General features: G+C 69.9%; 14 protein-coding genes. 4 read left to right on the plus strand and 10 right to left on the minus strand.

Annotated elements, in window-relative coordinates; genetic code table 11:
* Positions 1-60 precede the first annotated feature (60 nt).
* Both BKA10_RS11515 and BKA10_RS11520 read left to right on the plus strand, forming a co-directional pair.
* Positions 61-2,889, plus strand: a complete 2,829-nt coding sequence (locus BKA10_RS11515) for a family 78 glycoside hydrolase catalytic domain (protein WP_183500018.1) — start codon at positions 61-63, stop codon at positions 2,887-2,889.
* Positions 2,886-3,323, plus strand: coding sequence for a cupin domain-containing protein (locus tag BKA10_RS11520; RefSeq protein WP_183500019.1), 438 nt, complete (start codon positions 2,886-2,888; stop codon positions 3,321-3,323). The genes BKA10_RS11515 and BKA10_RS11520 overlap by 4 nt, the downstream gene beginning before the upstream one ends.
* A 12-nt stretch (positions 3,324-3,335) precedes the next feature.
* Here the strand turns inward: BKA10_RS11520 and BKA10_RS11525 are convergent, their stop codons facing one another.
* The 5 genes from BKA10_RS11525 to BKA10_RS11545 all read right to left on the minus strand — a co-directional run bounded on the left by BKA10_RS11525 (position 3,336) and on the right by BKA10_RS11545 (position 9,087).
* The gene (locus BKA10_RS11525; protein ID WP_183500020.1) at positions 3,336-4,076 is read right to left on the minus strand and encodes a GAF and ANTAR domain-containing protein; all 741 of its coding nucleotides are present in this window, start codon (positions 4,074-4,076) and stop codon (positions 3,336-3,338) included.
* A gap of 43 nt (positions 4,077-4,119) precedes the next feature.
* A complete protein-coding gene (locus tag BKA10_RS11530) occupies positions 4,120-5,217 on the minus strand; it encodes a fatty acid desaturase family protein (RefSeq protein WP_183500021.1) in 1,098 nt (365 codons plus the stop codon).
* Positions 5,218-5,361: 144 nt separating this feature from the next.
* Positions 5,362-6,399: an Ldh family oxidoreductase gene (locus BKA10_RS11535; protein WP_183500022.1), complete on the minus strand. Its 1,038-nt coding sequence runs from the start codon at positions 6,397-6,399 to the stop codon at positions 5,362-5,364.
* A gap of 65 nt (positions 6,400-6,464) precedes the next feature.
* Positions 6,465-8,186 (minus strand): thiamine pyrophosphate-dependent enzyme, encoded by a 1,722-nt coding sequence (locus BKA10_RS11540; protein ID WP_248199281.1) that lies wholly within the window; start codon positions 8,184-8,186, stop codon positions 6,465-6,467.
* A 1-nt stretch (position 8,187) separates the two neighbouring features.
* Entirely contained in the window at positions 8,188-9,087 is a 900-nt protein-coding gene (locus tag BKA10_RS11545; RefSeq protein ID WP_183500023.1) for an amidohydrolase family protein, read from the minus strand.
* A 194-nt stretch (positions 9,088-9,281) separates the two neighbouring features.
* Here BKA10_RS11545 and BKA10_RS11550 point away from each other — a divergent pair, with 194 nt between their 5' ends.
* Entirely contained in the window at positions 9,282-10,154 is an 873-nt protein-coding gene (locus tag BKA10_RS11550) for a siderophore-interacting protein (RefSeq protein WP_183500024.1), read from the plus strand.
* An 18-nt stretch (positions 10,155-10,172) separates the two neighbouring features.
* Here BKA10_RS11550 and BKA10_RS11555 read toward each other — a convergent pair whose 3' ends face one another.
* The 4 genes from BKA10_RS11555 to BKA10_RS11570 all read right to left on the minus strand — a co-directional run bounded on the left by BKA10_RS11555 (position 10,173) and on the right by BKA10_RS11570 (position 13,805).
* Positions 10,173-10,745, minus strand: a complete 573-nt coding sequence (locus BKA10_RS11555) for a carboxymuconolactone decarboxylase family protein (protein WP_183500025.1) — start codon at positions 10,743-10,745, stop codon at positions 10,173-10,175.
* A 104-nt stretch (positions 10,746-10,849) separates the two neighbouring features.
* A complete protein-coding gene (locus BKA10_RS11560; RefSeq protein WP_183500026.1) occupies positions 10,850-12,376 on the minus strand; it encodes an MFS transporter in 1,527 nt (508 codons plus the stop codon).
* Positions 12,373-12,993 (minus strand): PadR family transcriptional regulator, encoded by a 621-nt coding sequence (locus BKA10_RS11565; protein ID WP_183500027.1) that lies wholly within the window; start codon positions 12,991-12,993, stop codon positions 12,373-12,375. The genes BKA10_RS11560 and BKA10_RS11565 overlap by 4 nt, the downstream gene beginning before the upstream one ends.
* Positions 12,994-13,091: 98 nt before the next feature.
* Positions 13,092-13,805, minus strand: a complete 714-nt coding sequence (locus BKA10_RS11570) for an MBL fold metallo-hydrolase (RefSeq protein ID WP_183500028.1) — start codon at positions 13,803-13,805, stop codon at positions 13,092-13,094.
* A gap of 70 nt (positions 13,806-13,875) precedes the next feature.
* Between BKA10_RS11570 and BKA10_RS11575 the strand changes: the two genes are divergently transcribed.
* Positions 13,876-14,469, plus strand: a complete 594-nt coding sequence (locus BKA10_RS11575; protein ID WP_183500029.1) for a TetR/AcrR family transcriptional regulator — start codon at positions 13,876-13,878, stop codon at positions 14,467-14,469.
* A gap of 3 nt (positions 14,470-14,472) precedes the next feature.
* Here the strand turns inward: BKA10_RS11575 and BKA10_RS11580 are convergent, their stop codons facing one another.
* Complete coding sequence (locus BKA10_RS11580) at positions 14,473-15,459, minus strand: intradiol ring-cleavage dioxygenase (RefSeq protein ID WP_183500030.1); 987 nt, start codon at positions 15,457-15,459, stop codon at positions 14,473-14,475.
* Positions 15,460-15,473: the final 14 nt, after the last annotated feature.

Below are 15,473 nucleotides of genomic sequence, written 5' to 3' on the forward strand. Positions count from 1 at the left end.
ATGCGCACCGGCAAGGTAATCGTGCACCCCGCGAACCGACGTCGCGCATAGCGTGGACCTGTGCCCGCACACATCACATCGCTCACCGTCGAGCTGCGCACCGACTCCCCCGCCGTCGCGACCAGCACGCCGCGCCTGTCCTGGACGGTCGCCGCCGAATCGCCGGGCTGGCAGCAGGCCTGGGCCGAGCTGCGCCGCGGCGACACCGTCGTGCGGCTCGAGGGCCGTGACAGCGTGCTCGTCGACTGGCCTTTCGCCCCTCTCGCGGCGGGCGAGCGCACGACGATCACCGTGCGCGCCGGCTCCACCGACGGCGATGAGACGCCGTGGAGCGAGCCCCGCGCGCTGTGGGCCGCGTTCGCGGACGAGTGGATCGCCAGGCCGATCGCGCTCGCGCAGCCGATCCGCGAGGCGCAGCCGGTGCTGCTGCGCCGAGCCTTCCACGTCGACCGGCCGGTGCGCACCGCGACGCTGCACTGGACGGCCCTCGGCGTGGCTGACGCTTCGCTCAACGGCGCGCCCGTGGACGATCTGGTGCTGACCCCCGGATGGACGAGCTATCGCGAGCGGCTCGTCTACGAGACCTCGGATGTCACCGCCCTCGTGCGCGAGGGCGAGAACGCGCTCGGCATCAGCCTGGCCGGCGGCTGGTACACCGAGGAGTACGGCGTGCTCACCGCGCCGCGCCGCTTCTTCGGCGATCAGCCGCGCGCCCTGGCACAGCTGCGCCTCGAGTTCACGGATGGCACCGTTCAGACGATCGCGACCGGTGAGCCGGGCGCCCTGTGGCGCGCGCACGGTGACGGGCCCGTCGTCTCGAGCGGCATCTACGCCGGCGAGCACGTCGACGCCCGCCGGCACCCCGTCGGCTGGGATTCGCCCGGATTCGACGACGCGGGCTGGACTGCGCCATCCGTCGTCGACATGCCCCTGCCGGCCCTCGAAGCGCGCATGGCGGCACCGGTGCGTGAGATCGAGCGGATGCCGGTGCGCGCGGTCTCACGCACCGCGTCGGGCCGGGTGCTGCTCGACTTCGGCCAGAACGTCGTCGGTCGCCTGCGGCTGCGGCTGAGCGGACCGGCCGGCACGATCGTCACCCTGCGTCATGCCGAGGTGATCGAAGGCTCATTCGACGAGGGGGCCGAACTCGCGCTGCGGCCGTTGCGCGATGCCGCCGCGACGGATTCGTACACCCTCGCGGGCACCGGAGACGAGGTGTTCGAGCCGCGCTTCACGTTCCACGGCTTCCGCTACGCCGACATCGACGGCTGGCCCGGCGAGTTCGACCCGGCCGCGGTCGAGGCCATCGTGCTCGGCAGCGATCTGCGCCGGACCGGCTGGTTCACCTCATCCGATCCCCTGCTGGACCGCTTCCACGAGAACGTGGTCTGGACGCTGCGGGGCAACTATCTCGCCGTACCCCAGGACTGCCCGCAGCGCGATGAGCGGCTCGGCTGGACCGGTGACACGCAGCTGTTCGCGCCCACGGCGGAGTTCCTCTTCGACTGCCACGCGTTCCTGCGCTCGTGGCTGCGCGACCTCGCGCTCGAACAGCGCCGGCTGGGCGGTCTCGTACCGCTGTTCGCGCCCGATGTCGTCCCGGGATTCAGTGACCGCGGCCCGGTGGCGGCGTGGGGAGATGCCATCGCGATCGTGCCGCAGGTGCTCGCCGACAGCAGCGGCGATGTCTCGGTGCTCGAGGAGTTCTATCCGGGCATGCGCGCGTGGGCCGATCTCGTCCTGTCGCACCGCGATGCCGAGGGACTGTGGACCAGCGGCCGTCAGCTCGCCGACTGGCTCGACCCCAACGCTCCACCGAACGCGCCGTCGCGCGGTCGCACCGACACCGACATCGTCGCGACCGCGTATCTGGTCAAGACCGTGCGCCTCACCGCCGCCATCGCGCGTCGCCTCGGGCACGGCGCCGATGCCGCCCGGTACGAGGCCGCCGCCGCCGAGACCGGCCGCGCCTACCTCGACGCGTTCGTGACCGCGTCGGGACGCATGATGTGCGACACGCAGACCGCATACGCGATCACGATCGACTTCGACCTGGCAGACGACCCCACCCTTCGGCGGCGACTGGGCGATCGGCTCGCGTTCGTCGTCCGCCGTGATGGCTACCGGATCGCGACGGGCCTGGTCGGGACTGCCGTCATCGCGCAGGCTCTCACCGCGACCGGCCACATCGACGCCGCCGAGCGGCTGCTGTTCCAGACCGAGGCCCCGTCATGGCTGTACCCGGTCACCGTCGGCGCGACCACCGTGTGGGAGCGCTGGGACGGCCTGCGCCCCGACGGGTCACTCAACCCCGGCGCGATGATCTCCTTCAACCATGTCGCCCTCGGCTCGGTGGCCGCGTGGCTGCACGCCGACGTCGCCGGCCTCTCCGCCGCCGAGCCCGGCTATCGGGTCGTGCGCATCGCACCCCGGCCGCTGGCCCGGCTGCGCCATGCCCGCGCTCGCCACGAGACTCCGTACGGGCCGGCCGAGTCCGGCTGGGAACGGACGGATGCCGGAGTCCGCGTCCACGCCGAGATTCCGCCGAACACCACCGGCGCCGTCGAACTGCCCGACGGCCGGACGTTCGAGGTCGGCGCCGGCCGGCACGAGTGGACGATCGAGCCCGCGGAGGCCGGCGTCGCCGTCGCCCCCGTCACCCTCGAGTCGTCGATGGCCGACCTGGCCGACGACCCCGCCGCCCATCGCGCCTTCTTCGCCACGCTCGCCACCCGCCCGAACCGGTTCATCGCCCGCGCCGTGGCCGGCAACGCGCTGTACACGCCGGGCCGCAGCATCCGCGATGCGCTCGTGTTCGCCGACCGGGCGACCCTCGATGCGGTCGCCGAGGCCCTGGCATCCGCCCCCGATCCGAAAGGCACATCATGACGACCATCCGCATCTTCCGCGAGATCGAGGTGCTCGACCGCGGCGGCGCCGTGAAGACGTGGCCGCTCATCACCACCGAGACCAGCGGCGGCGAGAACGATCTCGCGACCGGCATCAGCATCTACCCCGTCGGCGCGGGCGCGCCGCTGCACTCGCACAACTGCGACGAGCAGGTGCTGATCCTCGAGGGCGAGGGGTTCGTCGAGGTGCACGAGGAGGGCAAGGACGTCGCCGCCGGAATCCTGCGCCGCGACCTCGTGAAGGACGACACGGCCTACGTGAAGGCGGGCGTCTTCCACCGCTACCAGAACACCGGCGACACCCCGATGCGCATCCTCTGGATCTACCCGCAGGCGTATGTCACGCGGACGTTCGGCGACACCGGGAAGACCGTCGAGCATCTCACGGCCGAAGACGCCATGGGCGGTCGCTGACCCCGACGTCCGCTACGACGCAGGGGCACCCCGGCCCGGTCGTTCGTCTGGCGGCAGGCCCGCGATCAGGTCGCGTGCCACCTCCGTGATGCGCGCGCGGCTGCCGCGCGCTCTCGCGCGCAGCCGGCGGAACGCCTCGTCCATGTCCACATTCTCGGCGTGGGCGATGACCCCCTTCGCCTGCTCGATGAGGACCCGGCTGTCGAGCGCCCGCTGCAACTGCTCGCGTGACAGCGTCTGGTCCTTCAGCGCCCGCTCGTGGAGGATGCTGATCGTCGCGACGTCTGCGAGTCCGCGCAACGCCTTCTGGTCTTCGGCCGACGCCGGAGCGCCGTGGTCGAAGAAGAGGTTGAGCGAGCCCAGTAGGTCATCGCGCAGCCGCAGGGGAACGGCGAGCACCGACTCGTAGCCGAGTTCGCGGACCGAGGTGGCGAACGCGGGCCAGTGCGCGTAGTTGGCGGCCCAGCCGTACGCGGTGACGATCGATCCGGTGCGATAGGCCTCCACGCACGGCCCCTCGTCGGCGGCGAGCTGCATCAGGCTGATGAGGTGACTGCGCTCGCTCGATGCCGCGATCACCTCGAGCCTGCCGTCGCCGTTCGCGAGCAGTATGCCGGCATCCGTGGCGGCGAACAGGTCGCGGCTCAGCTGCGAGAGCGTGCTGAGGAGGTCGACGACGTCATAATCCGCGACGAGCGTGTCGGCCAGATTCACGAACGCGTCGACGAGGGCGTCCTCGCGGCTCGAATCCATTTCGCCGCGATTCTACGGTCACGCGGGCGGCCGGCGAAAGACATCATCCGGTCTGCCGCTGCAGGAGAAGCGGGCACTCGAAGGGGTCTCGCTCACCGAGTCCCACGCGGTTGATGTAGTGGGTGACGATCCGGTACGACTCCCACAGGCCGGTCTCGGTGTACCGCACGCCGTGGCTGAGGCAGTACGCCTTGATCGTCGCGGACGCAGCCCGGAGATGGGGGCGTGGCATCGACGGGAAGAGGTGGTGTTCGATCTGGTAGTTGAGCCCTCCCATCGCGACATCGAGCAGTCGGTTCCCTCGGATGTTGCGGCTCATCAACACCTGGCGCCGCAGGAAGTCGATCTTCACGGTCGCCGGCACCAGCGGCATCCCTTTGTGGTTCGGCGCGAACGACATGCCCATGTACACGCCGAAGAGCCCGAGCTGCACAGCCAGGAACACCGCCGCGATCCCCGGCGAGAGGACGAGGAACACCAGGGCGAGATACCCGCCGATCCGCACGGCGAGGAATACGGTCTCGGCCGCGCGGCGGCGCATCGGCGCCCGGGACAAGACGCGTCGCACGCTCGACGCGTGAAGCGACATGCCCTCCAGCAGCAGGATCGGGTAGAAGAAGATGCCCTGGTGCGCCATCAGCCACGCCAGCGGCTGCCCGTAGTGCTTCGCGCGCTCGCCGGCCTGATCGGCGGTGACCGAGATCACGGGCAGCTCGATGTCGGGATCGGAGCCGATCTTGTTCGGGTTGGCGTGGTGGCGGGTGTGCTTGTGCTGCCACCAGCCGTAGCTCATGCCGACCAGCAGATTTCCGATGACGATCGAGGTCCAGTCGTTCCATCGGCCCGAGACGAAGATCTGGCGGTGCGCTGCATCGTGGCCGAGCATTGCGATCTGGGTGAACAGGGCGGCGAAGACAGCGGCGGTGACCACCTGCCACCACGTGTCGCCGATGAGAACGAACGCGACGAGCACGGCGGTGAGCACGGTGGCAAGGCCGACGAGTTTGCTCCAGTAGTAGCCATAGCGCCGCCGCATGAACCCGCTCGCGGCCACGATCCTCGCCAGCTCGGTGAAGTCGTTCGTCGCACGGGTGCGCAGCGGCGCGGCCGTACCCGTGCTGCGGGAGAGTTGGTCGGTCATCGCTTCGGCCCCAATCCTCGGGCCGCGCCCGTGCACGGTCCGTGAATGTCAGGGTCCGGGACATCCTGTGCTCAGGCTACGCCGACCTCGCGCCCCGTGGAATGCCTGTGGGAGAGTTCACAGCCCCGCCGGCGTGCGGCTCGGTCAGCCGACCTCGGGCACCGCGACGCCGAGCGTGCTGGCGACCTCGACGAGCTCGGCCCACAGCTTGTCACCGACGGGGATGCCGGCATCCGACCGCTTCGCGCGGGTCTCGGCGCTGCGCTCACCGGGGACGAGGATGCGCTCCACGCCCTCGGCCCTGGGCAGGCCGTGAATGGTGTCGATCGTGGCATCCACATTCGCGGCGAACTCGTCTGCCGGACCGAACGCGGCCGGATCGATGACGATCAGCGTCGCATTCTGGCGGTGCTTCTTCTGGCCCCCGTGGTAGGCCGTGAGGATCGGCGCCGTCACCAGGACCGAGGTGAGCAGCTCGAACATGAGTGAGAGGCCCGAACCTTTGGGCCCACCCAGCGGGGTCGGGATCTTGGCGATCTCGGGGTCGGTCGTCGGCGTGCCGTCGGCCGTTGTCGCCGAACCCTCCGGCAGCTGCTTGCCCTCGCGCTTGTACTGGGCGATCTTGCCCATCGCGATCAGCGAGCTGGCCATGTCGAGCAGGACAGCCGGCTTCTCACCCGTGCCGGGCACCGCGATGGCGAGTGGGCTGGTGGCCACCGAAGCGCCGACGGCGCCCTCGTACGACATCATGGGCGAGCCGGCAGCGACGCCGATGCCGACCAGTCCGGCATCGGCGATCAGCGACGCGTAGTACCCGATGGCGCCGGTGTGCACCGTGTTGCGCACCGAGACGATCGCGACGCCCTGCGTCCTGGCCTTCTCGATCGCGATCTCGGCGGCGCGGGTGAGCGCGACCGGCCCGGGCGCGAAGTCGGCGTCGATCACCGAGACACCCGGGGTCGAGTCCGTCACCGTGATGGCCGGCGTCGGGTTGGCCACACCATTGGCGAACATCTCGACATACCGTGGCACGCGCGAGACGCCGTGCGAGTCGACGCCGCGCAGGCTCGCCCACACGAACGCCGGAGCGGCGGCCCGGGCGTCGTCGGCACTGACGCCGACGGCCTGGAAGATATCGCCGATGAAACCCTCGAAAGTGGCGGGAGGAACGGTGATGGGCATGGGGGCTGCCTTTCTGATCGGAAGTGGTGCGCGAGGCCCGGTCGTGTTCGTCCGGGCCCCGCGGGTCAGCGGGTGACGGCGACGTTGACGACGGCCGTCGTGCCGCCCTTGACGGCGGCGACGGCCTCGGCGAGCACCCGGTCGAGCTGCGCCAGGTCGTCGACCTCGGCGGCGTACATTCCGAACGGCGCGGCGAACGCGCTCAGATCGGGCTGGGTGGCCAGGTCGACGCCGAGGTGGTTGTCCGTCTGTACGGCCGCGCCCTGCGGGTAGAACCGCAGGTGGTTCATCTTCATCGACAGGTACTTCTTGTTGTTGTAGACGACCATCAGCACCGGCAGTCCGTGGTCCTTCGACGCCAGCAGCGACTGCACGATCGGGTTGTAGAGGAACGCGCCGTCGCCGACGGTGTAGAGGACGAAGCCGTCCTGCACGGCGAGCTTGACGCCCAGTGCCACGGCCATGCCCTGGCCGAGCCCGCCCTGCACGTAGAAGAAGGAGTCGGGGCGGTCCCAGCCGATGTGCCGCTGTACGAGCCGGCCGTGGGTGATGGTCTCGTCGACGACGATCGCCTGCTCGGCGCCAGCGATGTCGCGCAGCCGCACCGACAGCGCCACCGGGTCGATCCCGGAGGTGGATGGCAGGGCCTTCGCCTCGATGGCGTCGGTCTGCGCCTGGAATGCGGCGTGCTCCGACTCGACCTGCGCGCGCCGCGCGGCCACCAGGTCGTCGTCTGCGCGGGCGAGGGTCGCCTGGCGCAGCGCGGCGAGCGTCTCGGGCAGGGCGCCCTCGAGGTAATGGTCGGCGTTGAGCACCTGGTAGACGATGTGCGGGCGCTGCGGGATCTCGTCGATCACGACCATGGTCGCGTTCGAGGGTCGCTTGCTCGGCGGATAGAACGGCGCGCGGCAGTTCACCAGCACGATGACGTCGGCGTCGTCGAGGATCGCGTCGACGTCGTTGCCGATGTACGCGGGGCTCGACTTGGAGATATTGGCGGCGACGGCCGACTGCGGCTCGACGACGGCGATGCCGAGGTCCTCGGCGAGCGCGGTGAGCGCCTCGAAGCCGCCCTTCTCTCGACCGGCGGTCTCGGTGATGATCACGGGGCGCTTGGCGCCCGCGAGCAGCTCGGCCACGGCATCCACATCTTCGGGCACACTCACACGCCGCCCGCGCGGGACCACCTTCTTGGGCTTCACCGGCGGCTCGGCCTGGTCGAGCAGCACCTCGAGCGGGATGTTCAGGTAGACCGGTCCGGTCGGCTGGCGGTCGGCGAGCTCGCCGGCCCGCTTGACCATCGTGTAGAGCGTCGAGACCGACGCCGCCTGCTGCGACCATTTGGTCCACGGCTGGGCAACGTGGTGCGTGCCGCCCACGATGGACAGGTTGCGGTACCACTGGCCACCCGGGTCCTGGCCGGGGCCGTCGCCGTAGGTGATCGATTCGCTCGAGGTCACGACCATGCCGACGCCGGCCAGCAGCGCGCCGTGGACCGCCATCGAGCCCTGCAGCAAGCCGGGTGCCGCGTGCAGCAGCACCGCCTGCACGCGGCGGGTCACCAGGCCGTATCCGGTGGCCATGCCCACCGCGACGGTCTCGTGCATGAGGTCGAGGTAGCGCGGGGTGGCGACTCCGTCGGCCTGCCGGCGAGCGAGCGCCTCCCACGCCGGGGCCCATTCCGAACCCGGCGACGAGAAGATGACGTCGACGCCGAGATCGGCGAACGCCTCGATCAGCAGCTCGCCGCCGTCATACGTCGTCGTCATCTTCTCGTCCTGTGGCACGTCAGGCCTTCTCCGACTTCTGTGCGGCGCCGGCGGCGACGGGCTCGGGGATGTCCCAGTCAAGCACCTTGCAGATGCCCTTGCCCATGATCCACTCCAGCTCTTCGGGCGAGAAGCTGAAGTACTTCGTGAACTGCTCGATCGTGTCGGTCCAGGTGAGGCCGTGGCCGAGCAGGCGGGTGATGTCGGTACCCCAGTGCGCGCGCTCGGGACCCATCTTGTCGACGACCTCACGGACGTACTTCTCGATGTTGAGGTTCGGGAACGGCTGCGTCGAGTAGCCGGGGATGGCCGAGACCTTCACCGAGATGTTCGGGTAGACGTGCAGGTCGGCGGTCTCCTGCACCCAGTAGCCGATGGCATCGTCGACGCAGCGCGCCATGATGCCCATGTGGTCGATGATGATCTTCAGATCGGGGTGCTTCTCGGCGATCTGGCCCAGCTCGCGCTTCCAGATCGGTGCGTGCACCATCGTGGGGATGCCGAGCTTCTCGGCGATCGGCCAGTACCAGTCGTTGGTGCCGTCGATCATCCAGTTTCGGTCCTGGGGCCGATGGAACGTCAAGCGCGTGCCCAGGATGTGCGGGTTCTCCTTGTACTCGTGGAGCAGCCGCTCACCCTCTTCCTGGTCGTTCTGGGGGATGCGCGCCATGATGCCGAAGCGGCCGGGGTTGGCCTCGGCCGCCTCGAGGGCGTAGTCGATGCGGTCACCCTCCCACGACGGGGGCAGGATGAGGGCGCGGTTGACGCCGGCCTCATCCATGAGCGATACGGCTTCTTCAGCCAGGAAGGCCTCCTCGCGGTGGCCGTTGAGACGGATGCGCTCGCGGGCGCCGGGGACCCAGGGGCGGTCCGGCGTCTCTTCTTTCCAGAGGTGGATCTGTGAGTCGACGATGAACAAAATGCTTCCTTCGCTTGTGGGGGCGAGAGCGTCGCGGCGACGATGCCGCCCGGTCTCCGCCTGGCTGTGTGCCAGCGCCTCGACGCTAACCCGGGCCGGTGAGCCGTTCCAGCCGTACGGGCGCACGATTAGCTGAACCGTTCGTGCACCGGCGCCCCGGGCGCCTCCACAGGGGCCTGTGATTGGGTGGATGCATGACCTCTGAACCGAAGGGCCCGGCGAGGCGTCGCCCGCCCGAGGACGCGGGCCGCTTCGCGCGCGACGGCGGTCGCATCCGCTTCACCGCCCGCAGCGCCACCGTGGTGCGCGTGGAACGGATCGCGCCGCCCATCGTGCGGGTGACGGTGACCGGACCCGACTTCGCGGACTTCACCAGCGTCGGACCCGCCGATCACGTGCGGCTCTTCTTCCCCGATCCGGTCACCGGCGAACTGGTGGCGCCGAAGCCGGTCGGCGTGGGCGAGGACGGCATCGTCCGCCCCGACCGCGCATCGATCGCCCGTGACTTCACGCCGTTGCCGCGTGCCGTCGACGGGGGTGTCGAGCTGGACCTCGATTTCTTCACGCACCCCGACCCCGGACCGGCATCGGCCTGGGCCGAGAGCGCGCAGCCGGGGGACCAGCTCGTCGTCATCGGCCCGCGCGGATCCAAGCGCGCTCCGCAGGACATCGACGCCCTCCTGCTGCTCTGCGACGAGACGTCACTGCCCTCGGTCTCGCGCTGGGTGCGCGACGTACCGCCTGGCACCACGGTCGACGTGGTCGCGGCGGTGCCCGGCGACGCCTCATGGGTCGCCGGATACATCGGTGCCGGCGCGGGTGTCACCGTGCGGGTGCATCTCGTCCCCGAGGCCGCGAAGTGGCTCGATGCCGTGCGCGGCCTGGCGATCGGCGCGGGCACGTTCGTGTGGGCGGCGGGCGAGGCGTCGGCGCTCGTGCCGCTGCGGCGGTACCTGCGCCGCGAGCTCGGGCTGCCCGCGGCGCAGGCGGTCGTCAGCGGCTATTGGCGCAGCGGCGTGGTGGCGTTCGACCACCATGCCCCCGTCGATCCCGCCGATCCGGACTGATCACGCGTCACCGGCCGATCAGGCCTCGACGCGCGCGTACCCGCTGATGTCGGGGTACGGCGGTTCGCGATCGGCCTGCAGATCCACCTCGAACGTGTTCAGCAGCATGCCGAGCATCGTGAAGTTGCCGAGCGAGGCCACCGTGTCGACGACGCCCACCTCGCCGAAGTGGCCGACCATCTGGTCGAAGAGCTCCTGCGGCACGAAGTGCTCGGCGAGCAGCTCGGTGCAGAACGCGTAGAAGACCTGGTCCTCGTCGCGATCGAAGACCGGCGTCTCGCGCCGGGCGAGCGCGTCGACGGCCCCTTGCGGAATGCCTTCGCGCACGGCGACGTCGACGTGCGCATTCCAGGAGTACTGGGCGTCGAACCGGCGGGCGGCGATCAGCAGCGCCAGTTCACGCAGCCGCAGCGGCAGACTCGAGTCCCAGCGCAGGTACGATCCGAGCTGCTCGACCCGGTCGCACAGCTCGGGGCTCTGCAGCCACACCTGGAACGGCGCTCCCAGCCGGCCGCGGGAACCTGCGATCCTCTCGAACACTTCCTGCTGGCGCGGAGACATCTCCTCCGGCGCGATCTTGCTGATGCGCATGCGGGCGCGTCCCTTCGTCGGTTACTCCGATGAGTCAAGCCGCGCGGGCGTGCGCCAACCAGCATCCACTCTGCAACGTAACCGTGCAGGACCGGGCAGCCACCTCAGCCGAGCTGCGGAGCCTGCTCCTCGACGCTGCGCGTACTGCGCTCATCCTGCTTCGGCTTCGGATCGCGCATGAACAGTGACGCAGCGACGCCCACGAGGATCACCGCCGCCGGCAGCAGGGTGGCCTGCGCCATCGCCGTGGAGAACGGCTCCGCGATCTGCTCGGGCAGAGTGCCTCCCCCGATACCGTTCGCCGCGTCGTCGAGTCCGGGGAGGTTCGCTTCGAGCCGCCCCTGCATGACGGCGGCGATCGCGGCCGATCCGACCACCGAGCCGACGGTGCGCATCGTGTTGTAGACCCCTGATCCGGCGCCGGCCTGGCGTGGCGTCAGGCTGCGCGTCGCCGTCGCGGCCATCGGACCCCACATGCCGGACTGTCCGATGCCCATGAGCGCGGACGGCAGCAGCAGCGCCCAGATCGGGACGTCCATGTTCATCACGAGGGCGTACCAGACGAGCGAGCCAGACACGAGCAGCATCCCCGGGACGAGCAGCCAGCGAGCGTCGACGCGATCCTGCAACCGACCGACCAACGGCGACAGGACCCCGACGCACACCGCCATCGGGATCAGGATCAGCGCCGACTCGGTGGGCGTGAGGCCCCGAGCCAGCTGCAGGAAGAACATGAGCGGCAGCGCCATGCTCGCGGCGGTGAAGCCCACCGCCGCCACACCGACGCTTGCCGCGGAGAAGTTGCGACTGCGGAACAGCTCCATCGGCACGAGCGCCTCGCTGCGGGTGCGGAACTGCTGCCACACGAACACCCCGAGGACGACGACGCCGGCGCCGATCAGCACGGGTACCGAGATCGGCCCCCAGATCACGCCCCAGTCGTAGTGCTCGGCCTCCTGCAGCCCGAAGACGATGAGGAACAGCGCAATCGCACTGAGGAACACGCCGACCACGTCGAAGCGGTGCGGGTGGGTCTCGAGCTTCGGCACGAGGATCCATGCCATGACGAAGGCGATGATGCCGACGGGGAGGTTCACGAAGAAGATCCACTCCCAGCCGAGACCGTCCACGAGCAGGCCGCCGGCAAGCGGGCCGACGAGCATCGCGACGCCTGACGTCGAGCCCCACAGCCCCATCGCCGCACCACGTCGGTTCGGCGGGAAGGTACGCGTGATGACAGCCATGGTCTGCGGCGTCATCATCGACGCCCCAAGACCCTGAACAGCGCGCATGGCGATGAGGGTGCCGAGGGTGGGAGACAGCCCGCAGCCGAGGGATGCCAGGGTGAACACCGCCAGCCCGATCAGGTAGATGTTCTTGGGCCCGAACCGGTCACCGAGACGCCCCGTGATGAGCAGCGGGACGGCATAGGCGAGCAGATACGCCGACGTCACCCAGATCACGTTGTCGAGGTTGTTGGTGCCCGGGTCGAGCGCGGCCTTGATCGCCGGATTGGCGACCGAGACGATCGTCGTATCGACGAGGATCATGAAGAACCCGATGACCAGTGCCCAGAGGGCAGGCCACGGGTTGCGCTGCACGGCCGGGCCGGTTGCGGGGGTGGTGTTCATGAGATGACGCTTTCTCTGAAGGCGTCGAGCCGCTCGCGCGTCTCGACAGGGAGTTCGTCGATGCCCCACGCGACGGTGGGGTCGGCCAGCCTCGAGAGGAATCCGTCGAGCCAGGCGAAGTCGGCATCCAGAATCGCGCTCTCCCGCTCGATCTCGACGAGGAACTGCACCGGCACCTCGCGGGCGGCCGCGGCGGCGAGGCGATCACGTAGTTCGGCGGTGTACTCGGCGAGGGCGGCGCGGCGCTGCGTCAGCAGGTCGATGACCTCGCCGCGCGGCAGATCGTGGGACTCTGACAGCGCGACTCGGAACTCGGTGAGCCGCCCCAGCCGGGGGAGCTCCTGCCGCACCCATTGCGCACCGGCTTCCGCGCCGCGTTCCGTCAGCCGGTAGGTCGTGCGAGCCGGGCGGTTGCCGGCGCGGTCGATGCCGACCGACGCCGCGTATCCGCGCCGCTCCAGCCGCGTGACCGTGTGATAGAACGTGCCGTTCGCGATGGTGACGAGTCGGTCGTCGCCCCGCTGACGGATGAGGCGCATCATCTCGTACGGATGCATGTCGCGCTCGCGCAGCAGTCCGACCACGATGACGCTCAACGGCGTGAGGCTCTCTGCCATCCGCGCCCTCCCTATTAGTCCATATGGACTATAGAGCATTACGGCATGAGGGGTGATGCGGAGGCCGCGGGCCGCGCCTCATCGTGGCCGACGAGTGATCACACAGCGGCGGCCCTGAGCCGCCTCAGCAATTCGTCGACACCCTCGGTCCAGGGTGTTCCGTGTCCGGGGAGCACCCAACTCGCACGGACATCCTCGAGCCGTGCGAGGGAGTCCAGCGCCCGCTGCGGATCGTCGGTGAACGGCGCCGGCTGCGGGCCGCGCTGCCCGGTGAGGACATGGCGCGTCGTCAGCGCGTCGCCGACGAAGAGCGCGTCGACCGCGGGCACATGCACGGCGATGCTGCCCGGCGAATGTCCTGGCAGGGGGATCACCCGGGGGCTGCCCGGCAGGGCGAGCACGTGCTCGCCCTGGATTTCGACGACCTCGGTGAGGTGGCGGGTCCGGCCCCCGCCCTTGCGCAGCGCGTACCAGAAGAACCCGAGGGTCGCGCCGGCCCGCATCCGCGGGCGTGCGGTCGCCGGTGGCTTCTCGCCCCGCGCGCGGCCGGCGTCGGCCTCGTGGATGAAGACCGGCACGCCGTGATCGCGGCGCAGCCGCTCCGCGAACCCCACGTGATCGCTGTCCCCGTGCGTCAGGATCAGACCGCGGATGTCTTCCGGCGACTTTCCCATACGTGAGAGTTCGACGAGCAGTTCGGTCCAGTGCCCGGGCAGGCCGGCATCGACGACGGTGATCCCGGCCTCGGTGTCGATCAGGTAGGCGGCGACGATGTCGTTGCCGATCCGGTGCAGGCCTGGGGCGAGTTCCATGATGGCTACGATACCTAGCCATCATGGCTATAGTCAATAGCTATACTGATGGCACGAACAGAGGAGCCCCATGCCGACGCCCGCGCGCACCTCGCTGGACGACATCATCCGTGCCGGCTGCGACATCCTGGAGGCCGAGGGTCAGGCCGGCCTGACGATGAACGTCGTCGCCGCACGCGTGGGAGTGCGGGGACCTTCCCTCTACAAACGGGTTCGCAGTCGCGACGACCTCATCCGCCTCATCGCCACCAGGACCGCACGTGATCTCGGCGACCATCTCGACACCATCGTGCGCGGGACGGCCGGCCCCACCGACGCCCGGACGCAGCTCACCGACCTGGCCCACATGCTCCGCGCCTTCGCGCACGCGCGGCCCGAGCAGTACCGCCTCGTCTTCGCCCCGGGGTCCGAAGCGACACAGCCGGACGCGGAGGCGCGTGCTCGAGCTGTCGCGCCACTCCTCGACGTCACCACGCGACTGGCCGGCCCGGAACACGCACTCGAAGCCGCGCGCACCGTCACGGCCTGGGCGAGCGGCTTCATCGGCATGGAACTTGCCGGCGCCTTCCAACTCGGCGGCGACGTCGACCGCGCCTACGAGTTCGGCATCGTCACACTCGCAGCCGCGCTCGCGCATCGCGCCGGCGAACACTCCACCGAATGAGCGCTACGGCCGCCCGCCACCACCCGGCCCGCCTCCGCCATCGGGCGCGCCGCCGGCCGCAGGCGTCGTGGTGGTGTCGACGCGCACGACCAGGGAGGCCGCATACCCGGCATCCACCCCGCCGGTGACCGTCGCCATCTGCAGCACCCCGCCGTCCTCGCCGAAGACGTTGTCCGACGTCAGCGTGATCTGCGAGAGGTTCCGCGCCGAACCGTCGTAGCCCGAGCCTGCGTACACATCACTGAGCATCGCTTCGGGGAAGGCCAGCTGCGACGTGGCGATCGCGCGCGTCGAGTCGGTGATATCGGCCGCGCTCGGATAGACCTCGAAGTGGATGTGCGTCCAGCGGCCCGTGTAGCAGCCGGGGACGATCGAGGTGAAGGTCACCTGTCCGTTCGCATCGGCGACCTGCACGCCCCGCAGATACGTCTCGTTCTCGACGCCGCTCGAGTACATCGAGTACCGGCCCTGGGCGTCGCAGTGCCAGGCGTAGACGGCGACGCCCTGGAACGCGGCGTCGCCGTTGGCCATGTCGGTCACCCGCAGAGTGAACGTCAACGGCACCCCGCCGGCGGTCGCGCCGCCGCCGAGACTCGACCGGATGTCGCCGCGCACGATGCCGGACTGCTCGAGCACGTCGGGTCCGTTCGACCCGTCGCCCGGGTAGGGCCCGGCGGTCTCATCGGGAATCTCGCCGGCGGGCAGCTCTGTCACGGTCGTGGGGGTGGGGGTCGGGGTCGGTGCGGGTGTCGCGCTCGGTGACGCGGATACCGTGGGCGAAGGCGTCGACGATGCCTTGGGCGTGCAGGCGGCCAACGCCGCCGCCCCGGCGCCGATGCCGACCAGGCTGAGGATGCCGCGGCGGCTCACCAGCGTGCGCAGATCGAAGGCGGCGCCCTGATCGACGACTTCCTCGTCGACGCGATCGAGAAGGCGGCCCTCGTAGGCCGGTCCGTCCGGCGTCTGCTCGGGCTCGGGGATCCGGGTCATGGGCGCTCCTCAGT

Source organism: Microbacterium invictum (assembly GCF_014197265.1).
In the GTDB taxonomy this organism is placed as follows: Bacteria; Actinomycetota; Actinomycetes; order Actinomycetales; family Microbacteriaceae; genus Microbacterium; species Microbacterium invictum.

Excerpts from the sequence above, each read along its gene's own strand:
- BKA10_RS11520 (WP_183500019.1), top strand. The coding sequence starts at position 2,886 with ATGACGACCATCCGCATCTTCCGCGAGATCGAGGTGCTCGACCGCGGC.
- BKA10_RS11525 (WP_183500020.1), bottom strand. The coding sequence starts at position 4,076 with ATGGATTCGAGCCGCGAGGACGCCCTCGTCGACGCGTTCGTGAATCTG.
- BKA10_RS11530 (WP_183500021.1), bottom strand. The coding sequence starts at position 5,217 with ATGACCGACCAACTCTCCCGCAGCACGGGTACGGCCGCGCCGCTGCGC.
- BKA10_RS11535 (WP_183500022.1), bottom strand. The coding sequence starts at position 6,399 with ATGCCCATCACCGTTCCTCCCGCCACTTTCGAGGGTTTCATCGGCGAT.
- BKA10_RS11550 (WP_183500024.1), top strand. The coding sequence starts at position 9,282 with ATGACCTCTGAACCGAAGGGCCCGGCGAGGCGTCGCCCGCCCGAGGAC.
- BKA10_RS11555 (WP_183500025.1), bottom strand. The coding sequence starts at position 10,745 with ATGCGCATCAGCAAGATCGCGCCGGAGGAGATGTCTCCGCGCCAGCAG.
- BKA10_RS11560 (WP_183500026.1), bottom strand. The coding sequence starts at position 12,376 with ATGAACACCACCCCCGCAACCGGCCCGGCCGTGCAGCGCAACCCGTGG.
- BKA10_RS11565 (WP_183500027.1), bottom strand. The coding sequence starts at position 12,993 with ATGGCAGAGAGCCTCACGCCGTTGAGCGTCATCGTGGTCGGACTGCTG.
- BKA10_RS11570 (WP_183500028.1), bottom strand. The coding sequence starts at position 13,805 with ATGGAACTCGCCCCAGGCCTGCACCGGATCGGCAACGACATCGTCGCC.
- BKA10_RS11575 (WP_183500029.1), top strand. The coding sequence starts at position 13,876 with ATGCCGACGCCCGCGCGCACCTCGCTGGACGACATCATCCGTGCCGGC.
- BKA10_RS11580 (WP_183500030.1), bottom strand. The coding sequence starts at position 15,459 with ATGACCCGGATCCCCGAGCCCGAGCAGACGCCGGACGGACCGGCCTAC.